Raw genomic sequence first — 20,526 nt, 5'->3', positions numbered from 1 at the left:
GTCAAAGCCATGAAGGTATGGTATCGCGGTTTATGATTTCGTCAAAGCTTGGTCGTTCACGAATGACTGCAAATTGATCACCATTGACCAGAACCTCGGGGATCAGCGGGCGGGTATTGTACTCGCTGGCCATCACCGCGCCATAGGCACCCGCGCTGCGGAAGGCGATCAGGTCTCCCGATTTCAGCGGCGGCATGTTGCGCTGCTTGGCAAATGTGTCACCGGATTCGCAAACCGGGCCGACGATGTCATAGGCCTGCTGTTCCACGCCGGCCACCGGTTCCTGCACCGCGACGATATCATGATGCGCTTCGTACATTGCCGGGCGGATCAGGTCATTCATGGCCCCGTCGACAATCAGGAAATCGCGGCCTTCGCCCGACTTCACATAGATCACCTTGCTGACCATCAGCCCCGCATTGCCTGCGATCAGGCGGCCCGGTTCGATTTCGATCTCACAGCCCAGATGGCCCAGTGTTTTCTTGATCAACGCGCCATACTCCACCGGCAGCGGCGGCGCGTCATTCGAGCGGGTATAGGGGATGCCCAATCCACCGCCCAGATCAAGACGGCGGATGTTGTGGCCTTCAGCCCGCAACTGTTCAGTCAGCTCGGCCACTTTCGTATAGGCCAGCTCGAACGGCTCCAGTTCGGTCAGCTGCGAGCCGATATGGACGTCGATACCGATCACTTCCAAACCCGGCAGGCTGGCGGCGTGAGCATAGACCTCTGACGCGCGGGAAATCGGTATTCCAAATTTGTTCTCGGACTTGCCGGTCGCAATCTTGGCATGGGTCTTGGCATCCACATCCGGATTCACCCGGACCGTGATCGGAGCAACCACACCCAATTCCAGTGCAACGGCGTTGATCACTTCCATCTCGGGCTCGGATTCGACGTTGAACTGACGGATGCCTCCGGTCAGCGCGGTACGAATCTCATCCGCCGTTTTGCCCACGCCAGAGAACACGATCTTTTCGCCCGGAACGCCCGCCGCCTTGGCGCGCAGGTATTCCCCGCCCGAGACCACGTCCATCCCCGCGCCCGCCTGTGCCAAAGTTTTCAGGATCGCCTGATTGCTGGCCGCTTTCATCGCGTAGCACACAAGGTGGTCCGTGCCGTCAAGCGCATCGTCGAACAGCTGGAAATGCCGCAGCAAGGTTGCGGTGGAATAGACATAGAACGGCGTTCCGACCGCAGCAGCGATTTCGGAGACAGGGACATCCTCGGCGAAAAGCGCGCCGTCGCGGTAGAGAAAATGATCCATACCTGCGCGCTTAGACCAAAAAGGACCGGCGGATCAACGGGATTTGCCGTGCGTCAAACAAACGGGGGCTGGCGGCTGGCACCGCGGGCGCTACAATTCATCCCCGCAGGCCGACCTCCAGCAGCGACAGCGCAGCATCCCTCCGGGTCTCGAACACGTCTTTATCGACACCGAAGATCGCCAGGTGGATCACCAGCCCATCCAGAATTGCCGTAACCGCCTGGGCAGCAGATTGGGCGCTGAGGTCGTCGCGAATTTCTTCTGATTCGATCAGGGGCTCGAACTGCGCGGCGTAGTGGTCGGCAAGCCAGGCAAAGAAACCGCCGATGATCTCGGCCGCGCGCGGGTCCTGAAATCCGGGCCCCAGAACGTCGAAGAACAGACGCGTGGCGGCCAACCGGTCTGCGGGCATGGTCAGGCGCAGCCCCATCATGAACTGGTCCAGCGTCTGCGGGGAAGGGATCATGCGGATACGCGCACGGATGTCGTCGAAATAACGCTGCAACAGCGTCAACAGCAAAACCTCTTTGCTTTGGAAGTAAAGGTACAGCGTACCCTTGGCCAGCCCAGACTGGCGGGCCACGTCCTGCATCTTGGTGGCGTGATAACCCTGGTCCAGAAAACAGGCCATGGCCGCATCCAGAATGCGCCCCTGCATTTCCTCGCGATCGACGATCTTTGGCATATCGGCCCCTGGTTTTCGTCCGGTTCGCCCTTTCTTGAAGCAGATTGGACGCCGCGTCACGCAAATTCATTCTTTTAATGACTTGACGGTCATTAAAACCGCATCCATTTATGACCCGCCAGTCATTAAAAGGATTTCGCCATGGCACACCCGTCACGATCCAACCCCGAACCTACATCGCTGTCGACGCCCCGCCACACTGCAACCGCCGCCAGACTTCTGCTTGTTCTGGTCGCCAGCTTTGTCACGCTTGTCCCCGGCGGGCCGATCGAGACCCGGGATTTCTCGGGGTTGGGCGGAGGAGTGTTCTGGGGCTTCAACGCCTTTCTGATCGCACTTGCCCTGCTGGCCGTAGGATCGGCGGTGGCCATGCTGCGCGGCTCGGTTGCCGCAGGCTGGGGCGCCATCGTGGCGGCCTGGGGGTACGTCTTCGTGGTCCTTCTGGACCTGGGCCATGTCTTTCCGACATCGCCCGACCCGATCCCGCTGATGCTGGGGGTGGTCGAAATCCTGGATTTCGTCCTCGCCCTTTATGTCCTTGCGCTGGTCCATCGCAGCCTTGGACACATCTGAACCGACCCTGCTCACACCCGAACCGAAACCGCAGCCATACCGATTCGGATGAGACCCGAGACCCTATTCAAAAACCTCAAGAAGAAGGAAAACCCATGCTTTTCAAGGAACGTTTCACATTGATGGCCTTACCGTTGGCCCTGATCACGGCCGCGTGCAGCGGCACCGGGGCGCAACATCAGCCCGTTCTGTCGGCCGAACCGGGTCCGGCCTTTGCCGCAGATCTGGAACAATGCCGCGCCGTGGCCAAATCCCAGAACCTGTGGAACCCGGAAACCCGGTCCCAGGCCCTTATCGGTGCCGGAGTTGGCGCACTGTCCGGGATCGCGGACGACTCGGTCAGCAACGCCGAGGGCGCGTTGGCCGGAGCGGCTGTCGGATCAGCGGCGGGTGCGGTCGCAGGTGCGGCAGATATGCGCAATACACGCCGCGATATCCTGATCGAGTGCCTACAGCAGCGCGGGCACCCGGTGGTTGGCTGAGATCATCAGCCGATCGATTAAAAGGTCTTCGAAACCCCTGCCCGCGCGTAACCGGAAATGGATACTCCAGAACCTGAGCGCGCGGGATCTTCCACAGGTTCCGGGCGTCTTGCCGATGTAGGTTCGCAAGCCGTCAAAGCCGCAAATACCAGAAACAGTCCTAGTGTTCTCATTTCATTATCTTTTCTTTGGATGACATGCGCATCGGCATGCCAATTCACGTTGGTAGAAACAAAACCGATACGCAATATGAAAGTGACTTAGAATCCCAGGTAAATTCCCAGCGGCCCACGGCTCAGACCCACACCACCGCCAACATACGCTCCGCTTGAGCCGACTCCAATGGTCGCACTGACAGTTGGCTGAGCGGGCGCGGGCTGTACGGGCTCGCCGTCGGCTCCGCATCCGGCAAGCATAAGGCCGGACCCTGCAATCAGAATCGCTCGCAGCACGGTCATCACACCATTGCCTTCCATCGTTCAACCTGAGCACGCACCTGATCCGGGGCCGTGCCACCATAGGACTGGCGTGAGTTTACAGAGTTTTCGACACCAAGGACAGAGTAGACGTCATTTGTGATCTCGGGATGGACCGATTGCATGTCGTCCAGCGTCAGATCCGGCAGGTCGCAGCCCTTCTTCTCGGCCATGGCCACCAGCGATCCGGTAACATGATGCGCATCGCGGAATGGCAGGCCCAGCACGCGCACCAGCCAGTCGGCAAGATCGGTTGCAGTCGAGAAACCCGAGCCGGCGGCAGCGGCCAGGCTGTCGCGGTTGGCGGTCATGTCCTTGACCATGCCTTCCATCGCCGCCAGCGCCAGCATCCAGTTGTCGGCGGCATCAAAGACCTGTTCCTTGTCTTCCTGCATGTCCTTGGAATAGGCCAGCGGCAGGCCCTTCATCACCATCATCAGCGCCGTGTTGGCGCCAAAGATCCGGCCCACCTTGGCGCGGATCAGCTCGGCCGCGTCGGGGTTTTTCTTCTGCGGCATGATCGACGAGCCGGTCGAGAACCGATCTGACAGTGTAACAAAGCGGAACTGCGCCGAGGACCAGATCACCAGTTCTTCGGCAAAGCGCGACAGGTGGACGGCGCAGATCGAGGCGGTCGACAGGAACTCCAGCGCGAAATCCCGGTCGCTGACGGCGTCCAGCGAGTTGGCAGCGGGCCGGTCAAAGCCCAGCGCCTGGGCCGTCATGTGCCGGTCGATCGGAAAGGACGTGCCAGCCAGCGCCGCCGCACCCAATGGGGATTCGTTCATCCGGGCGCGCGCATCGCGGACACGCGACAGATCGCGGCCGAACATCTCGACATAGGCCATCATGTGATGGCCCCATGTCACCGGCTGCGCCGTTTGCAGGTGGGTAAAGCCCGGCATGACCCAATCGGCCCCGGCCTCGGCCTGCGCCAAAAGCGCGCGGATCAGGGCCAACAGGCCGGATTCAGCCGCGTCCAGCTGATCGCGGACCCACAGCTTGAAATCGGTTGCGACCTGATCATTGCGCGAACGCCCTGTGTGCAAACGGCCTGCGGGCTCGCCGATGATCTCTTTCAGGCGTGCCTCGACATTCATGTGGATGTCTTCCAGCGCGGTCGAGAACTGGAACTCTCCGTTCTGGATTTCTGACAAAACGGTGAGCAGCCCTTCCCGAATGGCTTCGGCGTCACTATCACTTATGACGCCTGTAGCAGCCAACATGGCCGCATGGGCGCGCGAGCCTGCGATGTCCTGGGCTGCCATCCGCTGATCGAACCCGATCGAGGCGTTGATCGCCTCCATGATCGCGTCTGGACCGGCGGCAAAGCGGCCGCCCCACATCTGGTTCGAGGATTGATCGGTCATGTAAGAAAACCCGGAGTTGATATGCGCCTATTTCGTCTGATCCCCCTTTATATGGCCCTTGCGCTGGGTGCAAATGCCGCCTTGGCGACCGATGCCGAGACGCTGGCCCCTCTGCGGGAAGACAGCCTGAAACGTCTGATCCTGCACAAGGAGCCGAAACCCGCCAAATCAATCGAGTTCCAGCTGGAAGACGACAGCGGTGTCGGCACGCTTGCTGATTACGAGGGCAAATATGTGCTGCTGAATTTCTGGGCCACCTGGTGTGCGCCCTGCCGCAAGGAAATGCCTCAGATCGCTGAGCTTCAGGAAGAGTTCGGCGGTGACAAGTTTCAGGTTCTGACACTGGCCACGGGTCGCAATTCACCTGCCGGTATCAAAAAGTTCTTTGAAGAAAACGGTATCGCCAACCTGCCCCGTCATCAGGACCCCAGCTCGGCCGCTGCCCGTGAGTTCGGCGTCATCGCTTTGCCGATCACGGTCATCCTGAATCCCGAAGGACAGGAAATCGCCCGGCTGATCGGCGACGCCGAATGGAACTCGGACAGTGCCAAAGCGATCATCTCAACGCTTGTTGGCGCCGAAAGTTAACGTATTTAGAAAAATTCGCGGATTTATGGTACCCTCCCACGCATTAAGAGTGGGAGGATTTTCACGCATTAAGAGTGGGAGGATTTTTATGAAACTCATTTTCAATCTGGCAGCTGCAGCACTACTTGTCACCGGGCTAACGTCTGCCGCTGAAGCCAAAGAGCTGAAGAAACAAAAGCAATTTATCGAAGCTGTAGCGGGTAAAAAGCTTGTTAGCGGTGATACTTGGCTGGTTATTTCCCCGGACGGAAAAATTGAAGGCGTAGGGCGAAACAACGTAAAGATAACCGGTGCCTGGGTCTGGAACAAACGTTTCTGGTGTCGGAATGTCGTCGCGGGTCAGAAGAAATTTCCTGAAGACTGTCTGAAGGTCAAAATTGACGGGTCTCAGGTGGAGTTCATTCGCAACAAAGGCAAAGGCGACGCCATAGTCTACACGATTGCCAATTAGGCACGCGGCTCTTTTCGATTCGTGTTACACTTGAGCCGGCCCCTATGGGCCGGTTTCCGTTTGCGACCTTAGAGAATGGAGGCAATGATGAAACCCGTCGTACTGCTGATCGGACGGTTGCCAAATGTGATCGGTGACGTGGCGCGGCAACTGGATCATCTGCCGATTCAGTGGCTGGGCGCACATGACACGGACGAGGTTCGAAAACAGCTGGATGCCGAGCCCCGGATTGCCTGCGCCATCCTGGGCGCCGGGCTTGACGACACGATCCGTGGTGAAATGGTGGGCATAATCGCCGCCCGGCGCCCGGATATCTGCATCCATCTGAAGGATCGTACATCCGGCCCCGAGGGGCTGGTGCCCTTCGTCGAACGTGTGGTGCAACACGAGATACTGGAAAGGCTGGAAAACAGCTGACGCAACGCCACCTTTGACAGAGTTTCAACTCCTTTGCACTCTGCGCTCAGGAGGATGGAATGCCACTTGAAGTTCTACTGGCGCTGGTCGTCGGCGGCATAGCTGGCGTCACCCTGTTATTGCATCTCACCGGCAGGTCGCAGCAGGTGATGCTGACGCCCGACATTGCACGCTCACAATGGGCACGTCACTTTCCGGACGATGATGTGGTCGATGTCACGGTTTCCCATGATGGCCACGCCGCGGTAGTGCGCACCAGTACCGGCAATGGGTTGCTTTGGTCCTTCGGGGCCGACACCGTGGCCCGGCATCTGCTGGACTATGATCTTCTGGATCATCCGGAAGGCTTTGAGATTCTGTTTCACGAATTCTCGGTGCCCAAAACACTAATCCGACTGGACGAATTCGAACGCCATCACTGGCGTGACCTGATGGAGCCCGCATGACAGACCAGATTAGTTTTCCCGATGCGGTACAATGGGCCGTTCCTTTTTTCATCGCAGCAATTCTGGCCGAGTTTCTGTGGATCGCAGTCAAAGGCAAAGGCGGGCGCTATGAAACACGCGATGCGGTGACCTCTTTGATCATGGGCGCCGGAAACATCGCGTCGGGCTTTTTGCTGGGCTTTATCGCCTATGCGTTTTTCATGTGGCTGTGGCAAATCACGCCGATGAACCTGGGCACGTCAATTCCTGTTATCATCCTGTGCTTCGTCCTGGATGATCTGCGGTATTACTGGGTCCATCGCTTTGGCCATCGCATCCGCTGGGTCTGGGCCAGTCACGTAAACCATCACAGTTCACAGCACTACAACCTGACGACCGCGCTGCGGCAGACCTGGACCTATACGTTCACTTTCATGATGGTCGTACGCGCCCCGCTGATCCTGCTTGGGTTCCATCCGGCGATGGTTCTGTTCGTCGGCGGCCTCAATCTGATCTATCAGTTCTGGATTCACACCGAAGCCATCGGCAAGATGCCCCGCTGGTTCGAGGCGGTAATGAACACGCCCAGTCACCACCGCGCCCATCACGGCCGCAACGCGCGCTATCTGGATTGCAACTATGCCGGGGTGTTCATCATCTGGGACAAGCTGTTCGGCACCTTCGTCCCCGAGCAGGAGGACGACCGGGTGGACTATGGTCTGGTGCACAATATCGGCACCTTCAATCCCCTGCGGGTGGCCTTTCACGAATGGGTGGCCATCTGGCGCGACGCGACCCAGCCGGGCCTGACCCTGAAACAGCGGCTGGCCTACTGCTTTGCCCCACCGGGGTACAGCCACGATGGCAGCCGGGACAGTTCGGAACAGATCAAGGCCAAGCATCTGGCGCGCCATCCGGAAGATCGCGGAACGCCAGGTTTTGAGCATCTGGACAAAAAACTGCCCAGCGGACAAGCAGAACAGGCCTGAAACGGCCGGCTGAACCCTGCTTGTGCCTTGAAACTCGGCCATTCAACGCCATATCGGTCGACAGGCGCCGTGTATTGAGTGAGCGAGGGTCGGTATGAATCGTTTGGCAACCATTTCAACCTTTTTCGGCCTGTTCGGCCTGTTGATGGCCATGCTCGCAGCCCTTGGGGGCGCCGTTTCAGCCCTGATCGCGCTGGGTTTTGCAATGATGGCCCTAGGTGCGATGGGCGCAATACTTGGCGCCGCAGCCTCTTTGGCGCGCGCTTGGCAATCCACCCGCTGAGCCCCCGAGGCGGAAATTTTTCCGACCCCTTAACCGCAGATTCATCTCTTTGCCCCGAGACTGTGACCGGACACCTGTCCCGGACACATGGGAATCCGCGCTTATGGGAAACAAAAAACTGGCACATCTGCCTGAAGGGTCGGACAGCCCGTTGAATGCGGCAGTTTCGACACGGGATCGTTCGGTTGTGCAGATGGCAACCGATGCCGTGAAGCATAAGCAATGCAAACTGGCCTTTCAGCCGGTGATACAGGCGCACGCCCCTTACAGTGTCGCGTTTTACGAAGGGTTCATTCGGGTTCTGGACGAAACCGGCCGCGTCATCCCGGCCCGCGAATTCATGCCTCAGGTCGAAAACACGCCTATCGGCCGCGAACTCGACTGCGTGGCGCTGGAGCTTGGGCTGCGTACCTTGGCGAAGAACCCGGAAATACGCCTGTCGATCAACATGTCAGCCCGCTCGATCGGTTATTCCAACTGGTCGAGAATACTGGACAGGTTTCTGAAACGAGATGCCGGCTTGGGCGAACGGTTGATCCTCGAAATCTCCGAAAGCTCGGCCATGCAGGTACCTGAGCTGGTTGTCGATTTCATGGACCGATTGCAGGATCGTGGCATCGCCTTTGCGCTGGATGACTTTGGTGCCAGCAACTTCAGCTTCCGCCATTTTCGCGAGTTTCTGTTCGACGCAGCCAAAATCGATGGACAGTTCGTGCGGGGCATCAGCACCGACCCCGACAACCAGACATTGGTGCGGGCGCTGATCGCGGTGGCCCGTGAATTCGAAATTCTGGTCACGGCCGAATCGGTTGAAACGCAGGAGGATGCAGCGTTTTTGGTGGCAAATGGCGTGGATTGCCTGCAAGGATTCTTGTATGGCGCACCCAGCGTCGCGGAACCCTGGAAACAGGAAAACAAATCAAAAACAGGAAGTTGATTGCCTGCTCATCGACATTTTCCCACCTTTTCCGACACTGAGACAAGCTGCCCGTTGCTGCATGTGCAGCGTTGCGCTATTGCAAGGGTACTTGAGCGGGGGATCACGGGGCGCTCTTGTTTCGAGAGGACACCTCTTGACCTGCGCCGTCAGAAATTCCGCTGGCCCATGACGGTAAAGGACTGATCATATGACCAACGTAGTAATCGCATCCGCCGCACGAACTGGTGTCGGCAGCTTCAGTGGTTCGTTTGCGAACACCCCTGCCCATGATCTGGGCGCTGCCGTCCTGGAAGCAGTTGTCGAGCGCGCCGGAGTGGAAAAAGGCGAAGTCAGCGAAACCATCATGGGTCAGGTTCTGACTGCCGCCCAAGGCCAGAATCCCGCGCGTCAGGCGCATATCAATGCCGGCCTGCCTCAGGAAAGCGCCGCATGGGGCATCAATCAGGTTTGTGGCTCGGGCCTGCGCGCCGTTGCTTTGGGCGCCCAGCATATTCAGCTGGGAGACGCGGAAATCGTCGCTGCTGGTGGTCAGGAAAACATGACGCTGTCACCCCACGCCGCCGCGCTGCGCGCCGGTCACAAGATGGGCGACATGAAATACATCGACACGATGATCCGCGATGGTCTTTGGGATGCTTTCAACGGCTATCACATGGGTCAGACTGCCGAGAATGTTGCAGAGAAATGGCAGATCAGCCGCGAAATGCAGGATGAATTCGCCGTCGCTTCGCAGAACAAAGCCGAAGCAGCCCAAAAGGCCGGCAAGTTCGCGGACGAAATCGTGCCCTTCACCATCAAGACCCGCAAGGGCGACATCGTGATGGACAAAGACGAATACATCCGTCATGGCGCGACCATGGAAGCCATGGCCAAACTGCGCCCGGCCTTCACCAAGGACGGTTCGGTCACCGCAGCCAACGCCTCGGGATTGAACGACGGTGCGGCCGCGACACTGCTGATGTCAGCCGAAAACGCCGAAAAGCGCGGAATCGAACCTCTTGCACGCATCGCGTCCTATGCGACCGCCGGTCTGGACCCGTCGATCATGGGCGTCGGCCCGATCTATGCATCGCGCAAAGCGCTGGAAAAAGCAGGCTGGTCGGTTGACGATCTGGACCTGGTCGAAGCCAACGAAGCCTTTGCCGCACAGGCCTGCGCCGTGAACAAGGATATGGGCTGGGATCCGTCGATCGTGAACGTAAACGGCGGCGCCATTGCCATCGGCCACCCGATCGGTGCTTCGGGGTGCCGTGTTTTGAACACCCTGCTGTTCGAAATGAAACGGCGCGATGCGAAAAAGGGTCTGGCGACCTTGTGCATCGGCGGCGGCATGGGCGTTGCCCTGTGTGTGGAGCGCGACTAAGCGCTTTGACAATCAAATAGAATTAGGCGCCCAGTTGGGCGCCTTTTTTGTTACATTGAGGTTCTAACCCTTGGATGCGACGATATTGCCGCCTGGAAACCAAGATTCACGACGAAACAATATTGCGCACGATCATCTCTCAGAGTAACAGCATTACCAAGACGACTAAAATTGAAGGAGTCATAAATGGCACGAACAGCTCTCGTAACCGGCGGTTCCCGCGGCATTGGCGCAGCAATTTCCAAGGCGCTCAAAGCCGAAGGATATAACGTTGCGGCCACCTATGCGGGGAATGACGAAGCCGCTGCAAAATTCACCGAAGAAACCGGGATCAAGACCTACAAGTGGAACGTCGCGGATTACGACGAATCCAAAGCGGGCATCGAACAGGTCGAAGCCGAAGTTGGCCCCATCGATGTGGTCGTCGCCAATGCAGGCATCACCCGCGATGCTCCGTTCCACAAAATGACCCCCGACCAGTGGAAGGACGTGATCGACACCAACCTGACCGGTGTGTTCAACACCGTACACCCCATCTGGCCCGGCATGCGCGAGCGCAAGTTCGGCCGTGTCATCGTCATCAGCTCGATCAACGGTCAGAAAGGCCAATTCGCTCAGGTGAACTATGCTGCGACCAAGGCCGGCGACCTGGGCATCGTGAAATCTTTGGCGCAGGAAGGCGCGCGGGCGGGCATCACTGCCAACGCGATCTGCCCCGGCTATATTGCAACCGAAATGGTCATGGCCGTGCCCGAGAAGGTGCGCGAGTCCATCATTAGCCAGATTCCGGCCGGCCGCTTGGGTGAGCCAGAGGAAATCGCGCGCTGCGTGGTCTTCCTGGCATCGGACGATTCGCAGTTCATCAACGGTTCGACGATCTCGGCCAACGGTGCGCAATTCTTCGTCTGATCCAGACTTGTGAACAAAAAACGGGCCGGTCCCTTTGGCCCGGCCCTTTCTGATCCCGTAAGAACGCGCGCGCTGCGATCAGCGGGAACCGAATAACCATCCCCAAAACTGCCAGACCACCCGGCTGCGCTCTTGATGGGCACGCAGGATCGCCATCTGGGCGGCGGGATTTGTCGTCATCTCGATCATGGCAGTCTCCTTTTTCAAATCAGTTTTATTTGACCTGGTGTGAATATGAGGGTTACGAATGAAAGCGGCAAACGAGCTTTCTTGGATCTTCAGTTAAGATTTACTTCACTATGAGTGACTATCTTCCTCCGCTGACCGCGTTGCGTGCTTTTGACGCCGCGGCCCGGCACATGTCTTTTGCGAAGGCGGCGGAAGAGCTGCATGTGACACCAGCTGCCCTGTCCTTTCAGATCAAGTCGCTTGAAGAACACCTTGGACGTCCGCTGTTCCGCCGCCTGAACCGCGCCGTAGAACTGACCGAGGCGGGCCGTGCCCTTGCGCCCGGTGCGGCAGAAGGGTTTGCCACCTTGCAATCCGCGTGGCGCGCAGTGCGCAGACAGGAAGATGACACAAGCCTGACCGTCACCGCGGGCCCTGCTTTGACCGCCAAGTGGCTGGCGCCGCGGCTCTATGAATTTGCCCGGGCGCATCCCGAGATCGATCTGAAATTCTCGGCCACGCTACGCAACATGGATCTGGAGCGGGACGATGTGGATGTCGCCATCCGGTTCGGGAATTCAGCCGATGACGGGCTGTATTCCGTCCCCGTCAGAAAGGAATGGCTGACCCCTGTCATGACCCCGGAGTTGGCGGAACAATTCACCACGCCGGAAAGCCTTGAAGCGGCCCCGCTGATCCATGACGATTCGATCAGTTTTCTGACCCCGCCCTGCGATTGGCCCGCTTGGTTCCGTGCCGTGGGCATGGATTTTACCCCGACCCATGGCGCGCATTTTTCCAATGCAGATCACGCGATTGATGCCGCTGTTGCCGGTGTCGGCGTGGCACTGGGGCGACGCGCCATGATTCTCAAGGACCTGACCGAAGGCCGCCTGGTTGCACCGTTCAAGGTGGCACTGGAAACACAAGGCCGGTTCCGGTTTCTTTGCCTGCCGGGGGCCGAAAAGAAACCTCAGATCGCAGCGTTTCGCGATTGGTTCCTGACCGAGATTGAAAAAACCGCGCATATATCGGATGAGTTCAAAATCATACCGATTGAAGAGGTTTCCCATCCATGACCAAAATGCGCGCAACGGCCATCGGTTTCGTGGCTGTCTTGCTATGGGCCTTGCTGGCGTTGTTCACCGTCGGGTCGGCGCCTACGCCGCCCCTGCTGCTGAACACGATCTGCTTTTCGATTGGCGGTGCGCTTGGGCTTGTCTGGGCGATGGTGACAGGTGGTCTGAGCGATCTAAAGCGAGTCCCCTGGACGACCTACCTGTTTGGCGCATTGGGCCTGTTTGGCTATCACGCGCTGTATTTTTCGGCCTTGCGCATGGCACCGGCTGCCGAGGCCGGGCTGATCGCTTATCTCTGGCCTTTGCTCATTGTGCTTTTGTCGGGGCTTTTGCCAGGTGAGCATCTGCGTATCGGTCACCTGATCGGCGCCTGTCTTGGATTTTCCGGTGCCGCTGTGATCATCGCCGGAGGCGGCGGTGCGGGCTTTCAGGCCCAATACCTGCCCGGATATGCACTGGCCTTGCTGTGCGCACTGACATGGTCGGGCTATTCCGTTCTATCACGCAGATTGGAGGGCACGCCGACCAGTTCCGTCGCAATTTTCTGCCTTGCGGCTGCGCTCGCCTCGGGTCTGCTGCATCTGGCGGTGGAAGACACTGTACTGCCCGATACGGCACTGGGCTGGGCGTCGGTGCTGGCGCTCGGCCTTGGACCCGTCGGGCTGGCGTTCTACGTCTGGGACATAGGCGTCAAGCAAGGCGACATACAAATCCTCGGAACCTCATCCTATGCGGCCCCGTTGTTGTCGACCCTAGCTTTGGTGGTGGCCGGGATCGCGACCCCGTCCTGGGGGCTTGCGATCGCGGCCTTCCTGATCACCGGCGGAGCCTTGATAGCGGCCCGCGCCAGCCTGAAAACTTAAGCAGACAGGCGTTCGATCTCTTCTTTCAGCTTGAGCTTCTGTTTTTTCAGCTGAGCAATATGGAGATCATCGATACCTGGCGAGCGTTGGGCTTCTTCCACTTCCAGACCGAGAGATTCGTGCTTTTTCTTCAGTTCCGTCAGATGTGCGCTCACGCTCATTGCGATCCTCCTTGTTTATGTGTCTGTATGTCACGTAAGAATTTGACCACATCGTTTCCACCCTGTCACGCTGCAGACGCACAGAATCTGTAACAAATCCGACAAATTCGGCTGGTCATTGCCGATGGCACAAGTTCCGAGGCAACGGAGCGGCCTGTCGAAGCACGGCAGAGACCGCCTCGGTATAGCTGTCACCGTCCTTTTCATGGCGCTCACCGGCGTGCAGAATCAAAGGCGCATGAAGACGAAATGCCGCGCGTCCCCCTTTGCGGGCGCTCAGGATGACCAGCTCGGCCTGGCGGCCCGCCCGCGCGCTGAGCGGCAGCACCTCGATGGAACCCAGTTTCCCCTCACATGCCGTCAGCATATCGGGAAGACGGTCGGCTTTCTGTATCATGTGCAAGAACCCCCGAGGGGCAAGGCGTTTGGCCGCCACGGTGATCCAGTCGATCAGCGGCGTATCTTCGCCCAGGGCAATGCTCCGCCCTGTGTCGCTGGCGGGGCTATGCGCCCCTGCACGGTAATAGGGCGGGTTCGCGATAACGTGATCAAAGTGACGCTGTCGGAGGTCATCAGGCAAAGCGTTCAGGTCAGCCTCGATCACGTCCAGATCACAGCCGTTGATTTCCGAGTTGCGGCGGGCCAGATCCGCATAGGCCGGTTGCAATTCGATCCCAACCAATTGCAGCCCTGGTACCCGCGCGGACAGGCACAGAATGGCGGCCCCCGCGCCACACCCCAGTTCCAGCACGGTTTGCCCGGCCTTTGCAGGGACGGATGCGGCAAGCAGAACAGGGTCTACCCCGGCGCGGTAACCTGACGCAGGTTGCAGCAATCGCACCCGACCACCAAGGAAATCGTTGCACGTCAATTCATTGTCGTCAAAGCGCATCATCGGCCCAGCGGGATCTCGTTGTCGCGCATCACACGCTCGGCCCGGGTCAGGTCTTCGGACCGAACCATCAGACGTCGGGGGAATATTCCGATACCACCTTCGAGGATGCTCATATTTACGTCCATCTGAAAGCAGTCTATATCCTCGCCCTCAAGGAGAGCGGATGCAAAGGCCAGGATCGTCGGATCGGTACTGCGCAACAGTTCTTTCATGGGGATGGATGTAAGGGCAAGGCGAGGCGAAAGTCGAGCCTTGTATCAGGAGTGTGATGACCGTCGACATGATCTCAAAACCGCATGAGCGTCTCGCTGAAATTCTGGCGGGTGAGATGGAGGCCGTGAACGGGCTGATCCGCACGCGGATGGCGTCGGACCATGCGCCACGTATCCCCGAAGTGACGCAGCACCTGGTCGAAGCCGGTGGAAAACGCCTGCGCCCGATGCTGACACTGGCCGCAGCGCGCCTGTTTGGCTATTCCGGCGACCACCATGTGCGCCTTGCGGCGACGGTCGAGTTCATCCACACCGCCACCCTGCTGCATGACGACGTCGTGGATGAAAGCGCACAGCGACGGGGCCGCCCGACCGCCAATCTGCTGTGGGACAACAAATCCAGTGTTCTGGTTGGCGACTACCTGTTTTCACGCAGTTTCCAATTGATGGTGGAAACGGGCTCGCTTCGGGTTCTGGATATCCTGGCCAATGCCTCTGCAACCATTGCCGAAGGCGAAGTGCTGCAAATGACGGCCGCAACCGATCTGCGTACGGATGAAAGCGTTTATCTTCAGGTCGTGCGCGGCAAGACGGCGGCCTTGTTTTCAGCCGCGACCGAAGTGGGCGGCGTGATCGCAGGCGCCTCGGAAGAGCAGGTCAAAGCGCTTTTCGCCTATGGCGATTCCCTGGGGATCGCGTTCCAGATTGCCGATGACCTGCTGGATTATCAGGGCGACAGCAAAGCGACCGGGAAGAATGTTGGCGATGACTTCCGTGAACGGAAACTGACCCTGCCCGTCATCAAAGCCGTGGCGCAATCCACGCCGGAAGAACGCGCCTTCTGGGAGCGCACGATCGAAAAAGGCCGCCAACAGGACGGGGATCTGGATCAGGCGCTGGGTCTGATGAACAAATACGCCACGCTGGAAGAAACCCGGCAAGACGCCTTGGGTTGGGCAAACAAGGCCAAAGCCGCTTTGGATGTATTGCCTGACCACGAAATTCGCGGTCTGCTACGCGAATTGGCCGATTACGTGGTTTCACGTCTCAATTGAGCTGCGTGGCGCGGCACCACCAATCAGGATGGGCTGCGCCGACCTCATAGGCGGCAAAATGCGCGTCTTTCATCGTCGGATACAGCGCAAAACAGGTTGATCCTGACCCTGACATGCGCACCACGAGCGCGCGATTGGTCATCTTCAACTCGTCCAACACCTGTTCAATCTCAGGTGCGACGTTCATGGCGGGCACTTCCAGATCGTTGCCTTGATTGCGCAGCCACTGGGCGCACTCATCGGCATTGTCAAACTCAGGCGTGATTTCAGGCAATGGCGGATTGTCTCTGATCGCCAGCGCGTTGAAAACGGCACCGGTGGGCACCTGTACATTCGGGTTGACCAAAAGGGCGGGCAGGTGCGGAAGGTTCACCGCCGTCAAACGATCGCCAATGCCCTGCATTCTGATCGCCCGGCCTTCCAGGCAGACGGGGACATCCGCCCCCAATGACAACGGCAGGCCCTGCGGGAGGTCGTAGCCCTGATCTGCCAGGGCCCCAAGCGTGGCCGCGGCATCAGACGACCCTCCACCAATGCCCGCCCCATGGGGCAAGGACTTGGTCAGTCGGATATGACCGGTCCAACCGACAGCTTCTGCCGCCCTCCAGACCAGATTTCGGCTGTCCGTGGGGACTCCGCCGGCAAACTCGCCGCGCACGTCCATGGACAACTCGGGGCCGGGGCTGAATGTCAGCCGATCACCCAGATCGGCGAATACAACCAGCGAATCCAACAGGTGATAGCCGTCGTCTCGACGGCCGGTCACATGAAGGGTCAGGTTGATCTTGGCGGGCGCAAACGCCTTAATTTCCATTGGCGACTTTCAATGGCTCCGAACCTTCTTCGGCCAGAACGGCATCCAGCCCCACTTCGATCTTGCGCCGGATCCGATCCGGGTCGGCTTCGCCGTCCGTGTCTTCCGGATCGATAAAGGACAGGGCGCGACGCCACTGGAACTCGGCCTCGCGCGCGCGCCCTACAGCCCAATAGACGTCACCCAGATGATCGTTGACCACTGGATCCACCGGCATCAGCTCAACTGCACGTTCCATATGTTCGACGGCCTCGTCGTAACGCCCCAGACGGAACAGAACCCAGCCCAGACTGTCCACGATATAGCCACTGTCCGGACGCGCAGCTACGGCGCGCTCGATCATGTCCAATGCTTCGTCCAGCTTTTCCTTGCGCTCTACCAGCGAATACCCCAGGTAATTCAGAACCTGGGGCTGATCCGGGTTCAATTCCAGCGCCCGGCGGAAATCAGCTTCGGCCTGATCCCAGTGCTTCAACCTTTCATGGCTGATTCCTCGCGCGTAATGCAGGAACCAATTCCCACCCGCCGCGCCATCCGTCAGGGCGATCGCAGTGTCATAAGAGGCCACGGCAGCGGCATAGTTTTCCTGTCGGCGCTGCAAGTCTGCCAAAGCGACATGCACACCCGGAAAATCAGGGTCCTGCGCAGCCAGGTTTTGCAACACCTCGACGGCCGCATCGGTTTTTCCCGAACGGTCCAGAACTTCGGCCCGGCCCAATTCGGCTGCATGGTGATCGTTGCTGTCCGCCGGGACCAGGCGGTACGCTTCAACCGCCAAATCATATTGCTGCAAGTTATCCAGCAGGTCCGCACTCAGCAAAATGGCATCCACATGATCGGGGCGCAGGAAACTGGCCAGGCGTGCGTACAGCAGAACGTAATCGGGCGAAGCTTCGCTGTTCAACGCGGCACCGACGGTAAAGAATATTTCGGCCATGCCGTCCTGAGCGGATCGGACATGAGTGAACGGCAGTGTTTCACCCGCCGCCAACTGGCTCAAATACGCCTCGATGGTCGGGTCACTGCCCGCCACAAAAACACTGTCCAGAAACTGAATGGCGTCTTCGTTGCGATCCAGCTGTGACAGAATCTCGGTGCGGGCCAAGGCGGCACGACGAGAGAACCGGGCAACCGTTCCATCATTGTCCGCAAGTATCGCCTCGGCGCCTTCGAAATCACCGATAGACGCCAAAGCCATCGCCTTGTGGTAAAGCGCGAATTCCCTGAGACCATCCTGTGTGGCGACGGAATCGAACTGTTCCATCGCTTTCGTCATCTCACCCTGTCCCAGATGGGCCCAGGCGATCATCAGGCCGTCAACAAGGGGGCCAACTCCCTGTGTTTCAGGGTCACGGGCCAGCAGGTCGTCAAATTTTCCCTCGGCGATCAGATTGGCCGAAATCACCATACGCGCAGCCTGGCTGGGCAGGTTGGCTTCTTCGATCTGCTGGGCGATCGGCAGCGCGCGCGCCACTTCCCCCAAAGCGATGCGCGCGACGACAACACTTTCCTGCAACAGCGCATTTTGGGGATCAAACCTGAGGGCCTGAGCGTAGTACCTTTCAGCGGCAGAATAGTCGTTTTCGTAAATCGCCTGCCGCCCGGCCAGATATGACCCGGCACCCGTTTCCGAATAGGCCGGAACTGCGACCGACGACATGAACAGCACGGACAAAGCCGCGCGACGAACCAGGGAAAACACCGAAATCCTGCCTTGCTATCGTTGACTGAGGGGTAAGCTAGGGCTTCGGCAGGCAAGAGGCAATGGCAGAGCCTTCACAGCGCCGCCATTGCCCGTTTTTTGCTTACATGTTCGGATAGTTTGGACCGTCGCCGCCCTGCGGTGTGGTCCAGGTGATGTTCTGGCTGGGATCCTTGATGTCGCAGGTTTTGCAATGAACGCAGTTCTGGAAGTTGATGACGAATCGCGGACCGCTCTCATCCTCGACCACTTCATACACACCGGCCGGGCAATACCGCTGCGCCGGCTCATCGTATTTCGGCAGGTTGACCTTCACGGGGATTTCCGGATCGGCCAGACGCAGGTGGCAGGGCTGGCTTTCCTCGTGGTTCGTCGCTGCGAACGAGACATTCGTCAGACGATCGAAGGACAGCGTTCCATCCGGCTTTGGGTAATCGATTGGCTGGTGCTTGCTGGCATCCTCGGTCGATTCCGCGTCGTTCTTGCCGTGACCCAGCGTGCCGAACAGCGAAAAGCCCAGCGTGTTGGTCCACATGTCCAGACCACCCAACATCAGGCTGGCGGTCAGGCCCCATTTCGACCACATCGGCTTGACATTGCGAACCTTTTTCAGGTCGGAACCAATCGCGCCATTGCGAACTTCGGTCTCGTAAACCGTCAGTTCATCGCCCGAACGCTCGGCCTTGATGGCGTCATAAGCAGCTTCGGCCGCAGCTTTGCCCGACAGCATCGCGTTGTGGTTGCCTTTGATGCGCGGCACGTTGACCATGCCCGCCGAACAGCCCAACAGCGCCACGCCCGGAGCAACCAGTTTTGGCATCGACTGATAGCCGCCTTCCGTAATCGCGCGGGCGCCGTAGGCCACGCGCTTGCCGCCTTTCAGCAGATCGGCCACCATCGGGTGGTGCTTGAACCGCTGGAACTCCATATAGGGGTACAGATGCGGGTTCTTGTAGTTCAGGTGAACCACGAAGCCGACGTAAACTTGATTGTTTTCAAGATGGTAAATGAACGAACCGCCGCCTGCGTTGCTGCCCAACGGCCAGCCCATCGTGTGCGTCACGCTGCCTTCCTTGTGCTTGGCAGGGTCGATCTCCCAGATCTCTTTCATGCCGACACCGTATTTCTGCGGCTCTTTGCCGGCAGACAGATCGTATTTGGCAATCACTTCCTTGGACAGCGACCCACGGACACCTTCCGACAGGAAGACATATTTGCCGTGCAGCTCCATCCCCGGTTCGGTGTTGGGGCCATAGGAACCGTCTGGTTCCAGACCGAAGACACCGGCAACCACGCCTTTGACTTCGCCATTTTCGCCATAGACCATTTCCGAGCACGCCATGCCCGGGAAGATCTCGACACCCAGTTCTTCGGCCTGTTCAGCCATCCAGCGGCAGACATTGCCCATCGAAACGATGTAGTTGCCGTGGTTGTGCATCAGGGGCGGCATCGGGAAGTTCGGGATACGGACCTGACCCGCCTCACCCAGCATGTAGAACTTGTCGTCTTTCACGGGCACATTCAGCGGCGCGCCTTTTTCCTTCCAGTCCGGTATCAGAGCGTCCAGACCACAGGGGTCGAGAACCGCGCCTGACAGGATATGCGCGCCAACCTCCGAACCTTTTTCCAGAACCACTACGTTCAGGTCGGCATCCAGCTGTTTCAGACGGATGGCCGCAGACAGGCCCGCAGGACCTGCACCCACGATCACCACGTCATATTCCATCGCTTCGCGTTCAATCTCGGCCATCGCGGGCTCCTTAGCTAACTTTCCGAATTGGCGCTGTCACCGCATGATCTGCGCAATTTTGTTTCACGGCTGATTACATGGTCACAAAGACATTGGTCAATCGAAACACGGCGTAACAAGGGCGCTATTCGACACATCAACCTTCCGGTGTGTCCCCCATCAGGTATCTGGGACCGCTACCATGCGATTTTGCCCGGTCATCGGAGTTGTAAAGCGCGCATTTCGGCAGGCTCAGACACCCGCATCCGATGCAGCCATCCAGATTGTCGCGCAACCGCGTCAGGGTATCGATTCGCTGATCCAGATGGGCCCTCAGCTGTACGCTGATCGCCTTCCAGTCCTGAGGCGTCGGTGTGCGGTTTCCGGGCAGGCCCGACAACACCTGCCGGATTTCAGGCAGGGTCAGGCCGAACTGCTGCGCAATCATCACAAAGCTCAGCCGCCGAATATCGGCCCGTTGGTAACGTCGCTGCCCGCCCGCGTTGCGCCAGGGCGAAATCAAACCCTGCGCTTCGTAGTACCGGATGGCCGAAACGGCCAGACCTGTGCGCCGGGCCAATGCGCCAATCGCCAGCCCCTCTGATACCGCCATCAAACCCTCACGAGAAA

At 58.8% G+C, this 20,526-nt stretch carries 25 protein-coding genes; 14 read left to right on the top strand and 11 right to left on the bottom strand.

Annotation, left to right across the window (positions count from 1 at the left end):
• Position 1: 1 nt before the first annotated feature.
• Together lysA and AC2FFD_RS18330 are read right to left on the bottom strand one after the other, a co-directional pair.
• The gene (gene lysA, locus AC2FFD_RS18335; protein WP_257599941.1) at positions 2–1,267 is read right to left on the bottom strand and encodes a diaminopimelate decarboxylase; all 1,266 of its coding nucleotides are present in this window, start codon (positions 1,265–1,267) and stop codon (positions 2–4) included.
• Between the two features lie 97 nt (positions 1,268–1,364).
• Positions 1,365–1,952, bottom strand: a complete 588-nt coding sequence (locus AC2FFD_RS18330; protein ID WP_496873787.1) for a TetR/AcrR family transcriptional regulator — start codon at positions 1,950–1,952, stop codon at positions 1,365–1,367.
• A 141-nt stretch (positions 1,953–2,093) separates the two neighbouring features.
• On the opposite strand from AC2FFD_RS18330, the gene AC2FFD_RS18325 reads away from it, so the two are divergent.
• Both AC2FFD_RS18325 and AC2FFD_RS18320 read left to right on the top strand, forming a co-directional pair.
• Positions 2,094–2,525: a DUF8051 family protein gene (locus AC2FFD_RS18325; protein WP_480683565.1), complete on the top strand. Its 432-nt coding sequence runs from the start codon at positions 2,094–2,096 to the stop codon at positions 2,523–2,525.
• 95 nt (positions 2,526–2,620) lie between these two features.
• Positions 2,621–3,007 (top strand): glycine zipper family protein, encoded by a 387-nt coding sequence (locus AC2FFD_RS18320; protein WP_496873786.1) that lies wholly within the window; start codon positions 2,621–2,623, stop codon positions 3,005–3,007.
• Between the two features lie 260 nt (positions 3,008–3,267).
• Here the strand turns inward: AC2FFD_RS18320 and AC2FFD_RS18315 are convergent, their stop codons facing one another.
• Together AC2FFD_RS18315 and argH are read right to left on the bottom strand one after the other, a co-directional pair.
• Positions 3,268–3,465 (bottom strand): hypothetical protein, encoded by a 198-nt coding sequence (locus AC2FFD_RS18315; RefSeq protein WP_170346340.1) that lies wholly within the window; start codon positions 3,463–3,465, stop codon positions 3,268–3,270.
• On the bottom strand, positions 3,465–4,853 hold the full coding sequence (argH, locus tag AC2FFD_RS18310; RefSeq protein ID WP_496873785.1) for an argininosuccinate lyase: 1,389 nt from the start codon (positions 4,851–4,853) through the stop codon (positions 3,465–3,467). Before argH ends, AC2FFD_RS18315 begins: the two co-directional genes overlap by 1 nt.
• A 21-nt stretch (positions 4,854–4,874) precedes the next feature.
• On the opposite strand from argH, the gene AC2FFD_RS18305 reads away from it, so the two are divergent.
• The 11 genes from AC2FFD_RS18305 (at position 4,875) to yddG (ending at position 13,328) form a co-directional block, all read left to right on the top strand.
• Positions 4,875–5,441 (top strand): TlpA disulfide reductase family protein, encoded by a 567-nt coding sequence (locus AC2FFD_RS18305; protein ID WP_425078958.1) that lies wholly within the window; start codon positions 4,875–4,877, stop codon positions 5,439–5,441.
• A gap of 88 nt (positions 5,442–5,529) precedes the next feature.
• Entirely contained in the window at positions 5,530–5,892 is a 363-nt protein-coding gene (locus tag AC2FFD_RS18300) for a hypothetical protein (RefSeq protein ID WP_496873784.1), read from the top strand.
• 87 nt (positions 5,893–5,979) lie between these two features.
• Positions 5,980–6,309: a hypothetical protein gene (locus AC2FFD_RS18295; protein ID WP_152456810.1), complete on the top strand. Its 330-nt coding sequence runs from the start codon at positions 5,980–5,982 to the stop codon at positions 6,307–6,309.
• Positions 6,310–6,368: 59 nt separating this feature from the next.
• A complete protein-coding gene (locus AC2FFD_RS18290; protein WP_496873783.1) occupies positions 6,369–6,755 on the top strand; it encodes a hypothetical protein in 387 nt (128 codons plus the stop codon).
• Complete coding sequence (locus AC2FFD_RS18285) at positions 6,752–7,723, top strand: sterol desaturase family protein (protein WP_170346335.1); 972 nt, start codon at positions 6,752–6,754, stop codon at positions 7,721–7,723. The genes AC2FFD_RS18290 and AC2FFD_RS18285 overlap by 4 nt, the downstream gene beginning before the upstream one ends.
• Positions 7,724–7,817: 94 nt before the next feature.
• Complete coding sequence (locus AC2FFD_RS18280; protein WP_170346334.1) at positions 7,818–8,006, top strand: hypothetical protein; 189 nt, start codon at positions 7,818–7,820, stop codon at positions 8,004–8,006.
• A 103-nt stretch (positions 8,007–8,109) separates the two neighbouring features.
• Entirely contained in the window at positions 8,110–8,943 is an 834-nt protein-coding gene (locus tag AC2FFD_RS18275) for an EAL domain-containing protein (RefSeq protein ID WP_496873782.1), read from the top strand.
• Between the two features lie 190 nt (positions 8,944–9,133).
• The gene (locus AC2FFD_RS18270; protein ID WP_170346332.1) at positions 9,134–10,309 is read left to right on the top strand and encodes an acetyl-CoA C-acetyltransferase; all 1,176 of its coding nucleotides are present in this window, start codon (positions 9,134–9,136) and stop codon (positions 10,307–10,309) included.
• 186 nt (positions 10,310–10,495) lie between these two features.
• Positions 10,496–11,218: an acetoacetyl-CoA reductase gene (gene phbB / locus AC2FFD_RS18265; RefSeq protein ID WP_170346331.1), complete on the top strand. Its 723-nt coding sequence runs from the start codon at positions 10,496–10,498 to the stop codon at positions 11,216–11,218.
• A 299-nt stretch (positions 11,219–11,517) separates the two neighbouring features.
• Positions 11,518–12,465 (top strand): transcriptional regulator GcvA, encoded by a 948-nt coding sequence (locus tag AC2FFD_RS18260; protein ID WP_496873781.1) that lies wholly within the window; start codon positions 11,518–11,520, stop codon positions 12,463–12,465.
• Positions 12,462–13,328, top strand: coding sequence for an aromatic amino acid exporter YddG (gene yddG / locus AC2FFD_RS18255; RefSeq protein WP_496873780.1), 867 nt, complete (start codon positions 12,462–12,464; stop codon positions 13,326–13,328). Before AC2FFD_RS18260 ends, yddG begins: the two co-directional genes overlap by 4 nt.
• Here yddG and AC2FFD_RS18250 read toward each other — a convergent pair.
• From AC2FFD_RS18250 to AC2FFD_RS18240, 3 genes are all read right to left on the bottom strand, one after another.
• Positions 13,325–13,489 (bottom strand): YdcH family protein, encoded by a 165-nt coding sequence (locus AC2FFD_RS18250; RefSeq protein WP_170346328.1) that lies wholly within the window; start codon positions 13,487–13,489, stop codon positions 13,325–13,327. The genes yddG and AC2FFD_RS18250 overlap by 4 nt on opposite strands.
• Positions 13,490–13,604: 115 nt before the next feature.
• Entirely contained in the window at positions 13,605–14,384 is a 780-nt protein-coding gene (locus tag AC2FFD_RS18245; RefSeq protein WP_257599935.1) for a tRNA1(Val) (adenine(37)-N6)-methyltransferase, read from the bottom strand.
• A complete protein-coding gene (locus AC2FFD_RS18240; protein WP_152456800.1) occupies positions 14,381–14,596 on the bottom strand; it encodes a putative signal transducing protein in 216 nt (71 codons plus the stop codon). The genes AC2FFD_RS18245 and AC2FFD_RS18240 overlap by 4 nt, the downstream gene beginning before the upstream one ends.
• Before the next feature lie 56 nt (positions 14,597–14,652).
• On the opposite strand from AC2FFD_RS18240, the gene AC2FFD_RS18235 reads away from it, so the two are divergent.
• Positions 14,653–15,651 (top strand): polyprenyl synthetase family protein, encoded by a 999-nt coding sequence (locus AC2FFD_RS18235; protein WP_257599934.1) that lies wholly within the window; start codon positions 14,653–14,655, stop codon positions 15,649–15,651.
• Here the strand turns inward: AC2FFD_RS18235 and AC2FFD_RS18230 are convergent.
• The 4 genes from AC2FFD_RS18230 to soxR all read right to left on the bottom strand — a co-directional run bounded on the left by AC2FFD_RS18230 (position 15,644) and on the right by soxR (position 20,509).
• Positions 15,644–16,465 (bottom strand): 4-(cytidine 5'-diphospho)-2-C-methyl-D-erythritol kinase, encoded by an 822-nt coding sequence (locus AC2FFD_RS18230; RefSeq protein WP_496873779.1) that lies wholly within the window; start codon positions 16,463–16,465, stop codon positions 15,644–15,646. The genes AC2FFD_RS18235 and AC2FFD_RS18230 overlap by 8 nt on opposite strands.
• Complete coding sequence (locus AC2FFD_RS18225) at positions 16,455–18,125, bottom strand: tetratricopeptide repeat protein (RefSeq protein ID WP_496873792.1); 1,671 nt, start codon at positions 18,123–18,125, stop codon at positions 16,455–16,457. Before AC2FFD_RS18225 ends, AC2FFD_RS18230 begins: the two co-directional genes overlap by 11 nt.
• Before the next feature lie 145 nt (positions 18,126–18,270).
• Complete coding sequence (locus AC2FFD_RS18220) at positions 18,271–19,917, bottom strand: electron transfer flavoprotein-ubiquinone oxidoreductase (protein WP_496873778.1); 1,647 nt, start codon at positions 19,915–19,917, stop codon at positions 18,271–18,273.
• A 136-nt stretch (positions 19,918–20,053) separates the two neighbouring features.
• Positions 20,054–20,509 (bottom strand): redox-sensitive transcriptional activator SoxR, encoded by a 456-nt coding sequence (gene soxR, locus AC2FFD_RS18215; RefSeq protein WP_496873777.1) that lies wholly within the window; start codon positions 20,507–20,509, stop codon positions 20,054–20,056.
• Positions 20,510–20,526 lie beyond the last annotated feature (17 nt).

The organism is Ruegeria sp. YTSC002 (assembly GCF_059609845.1).
The sequence above is the reverse complement of the archived record's forward strand: the minus strand, read 5'-3'. Positions and strand labels throughout refer to the sequence as shown.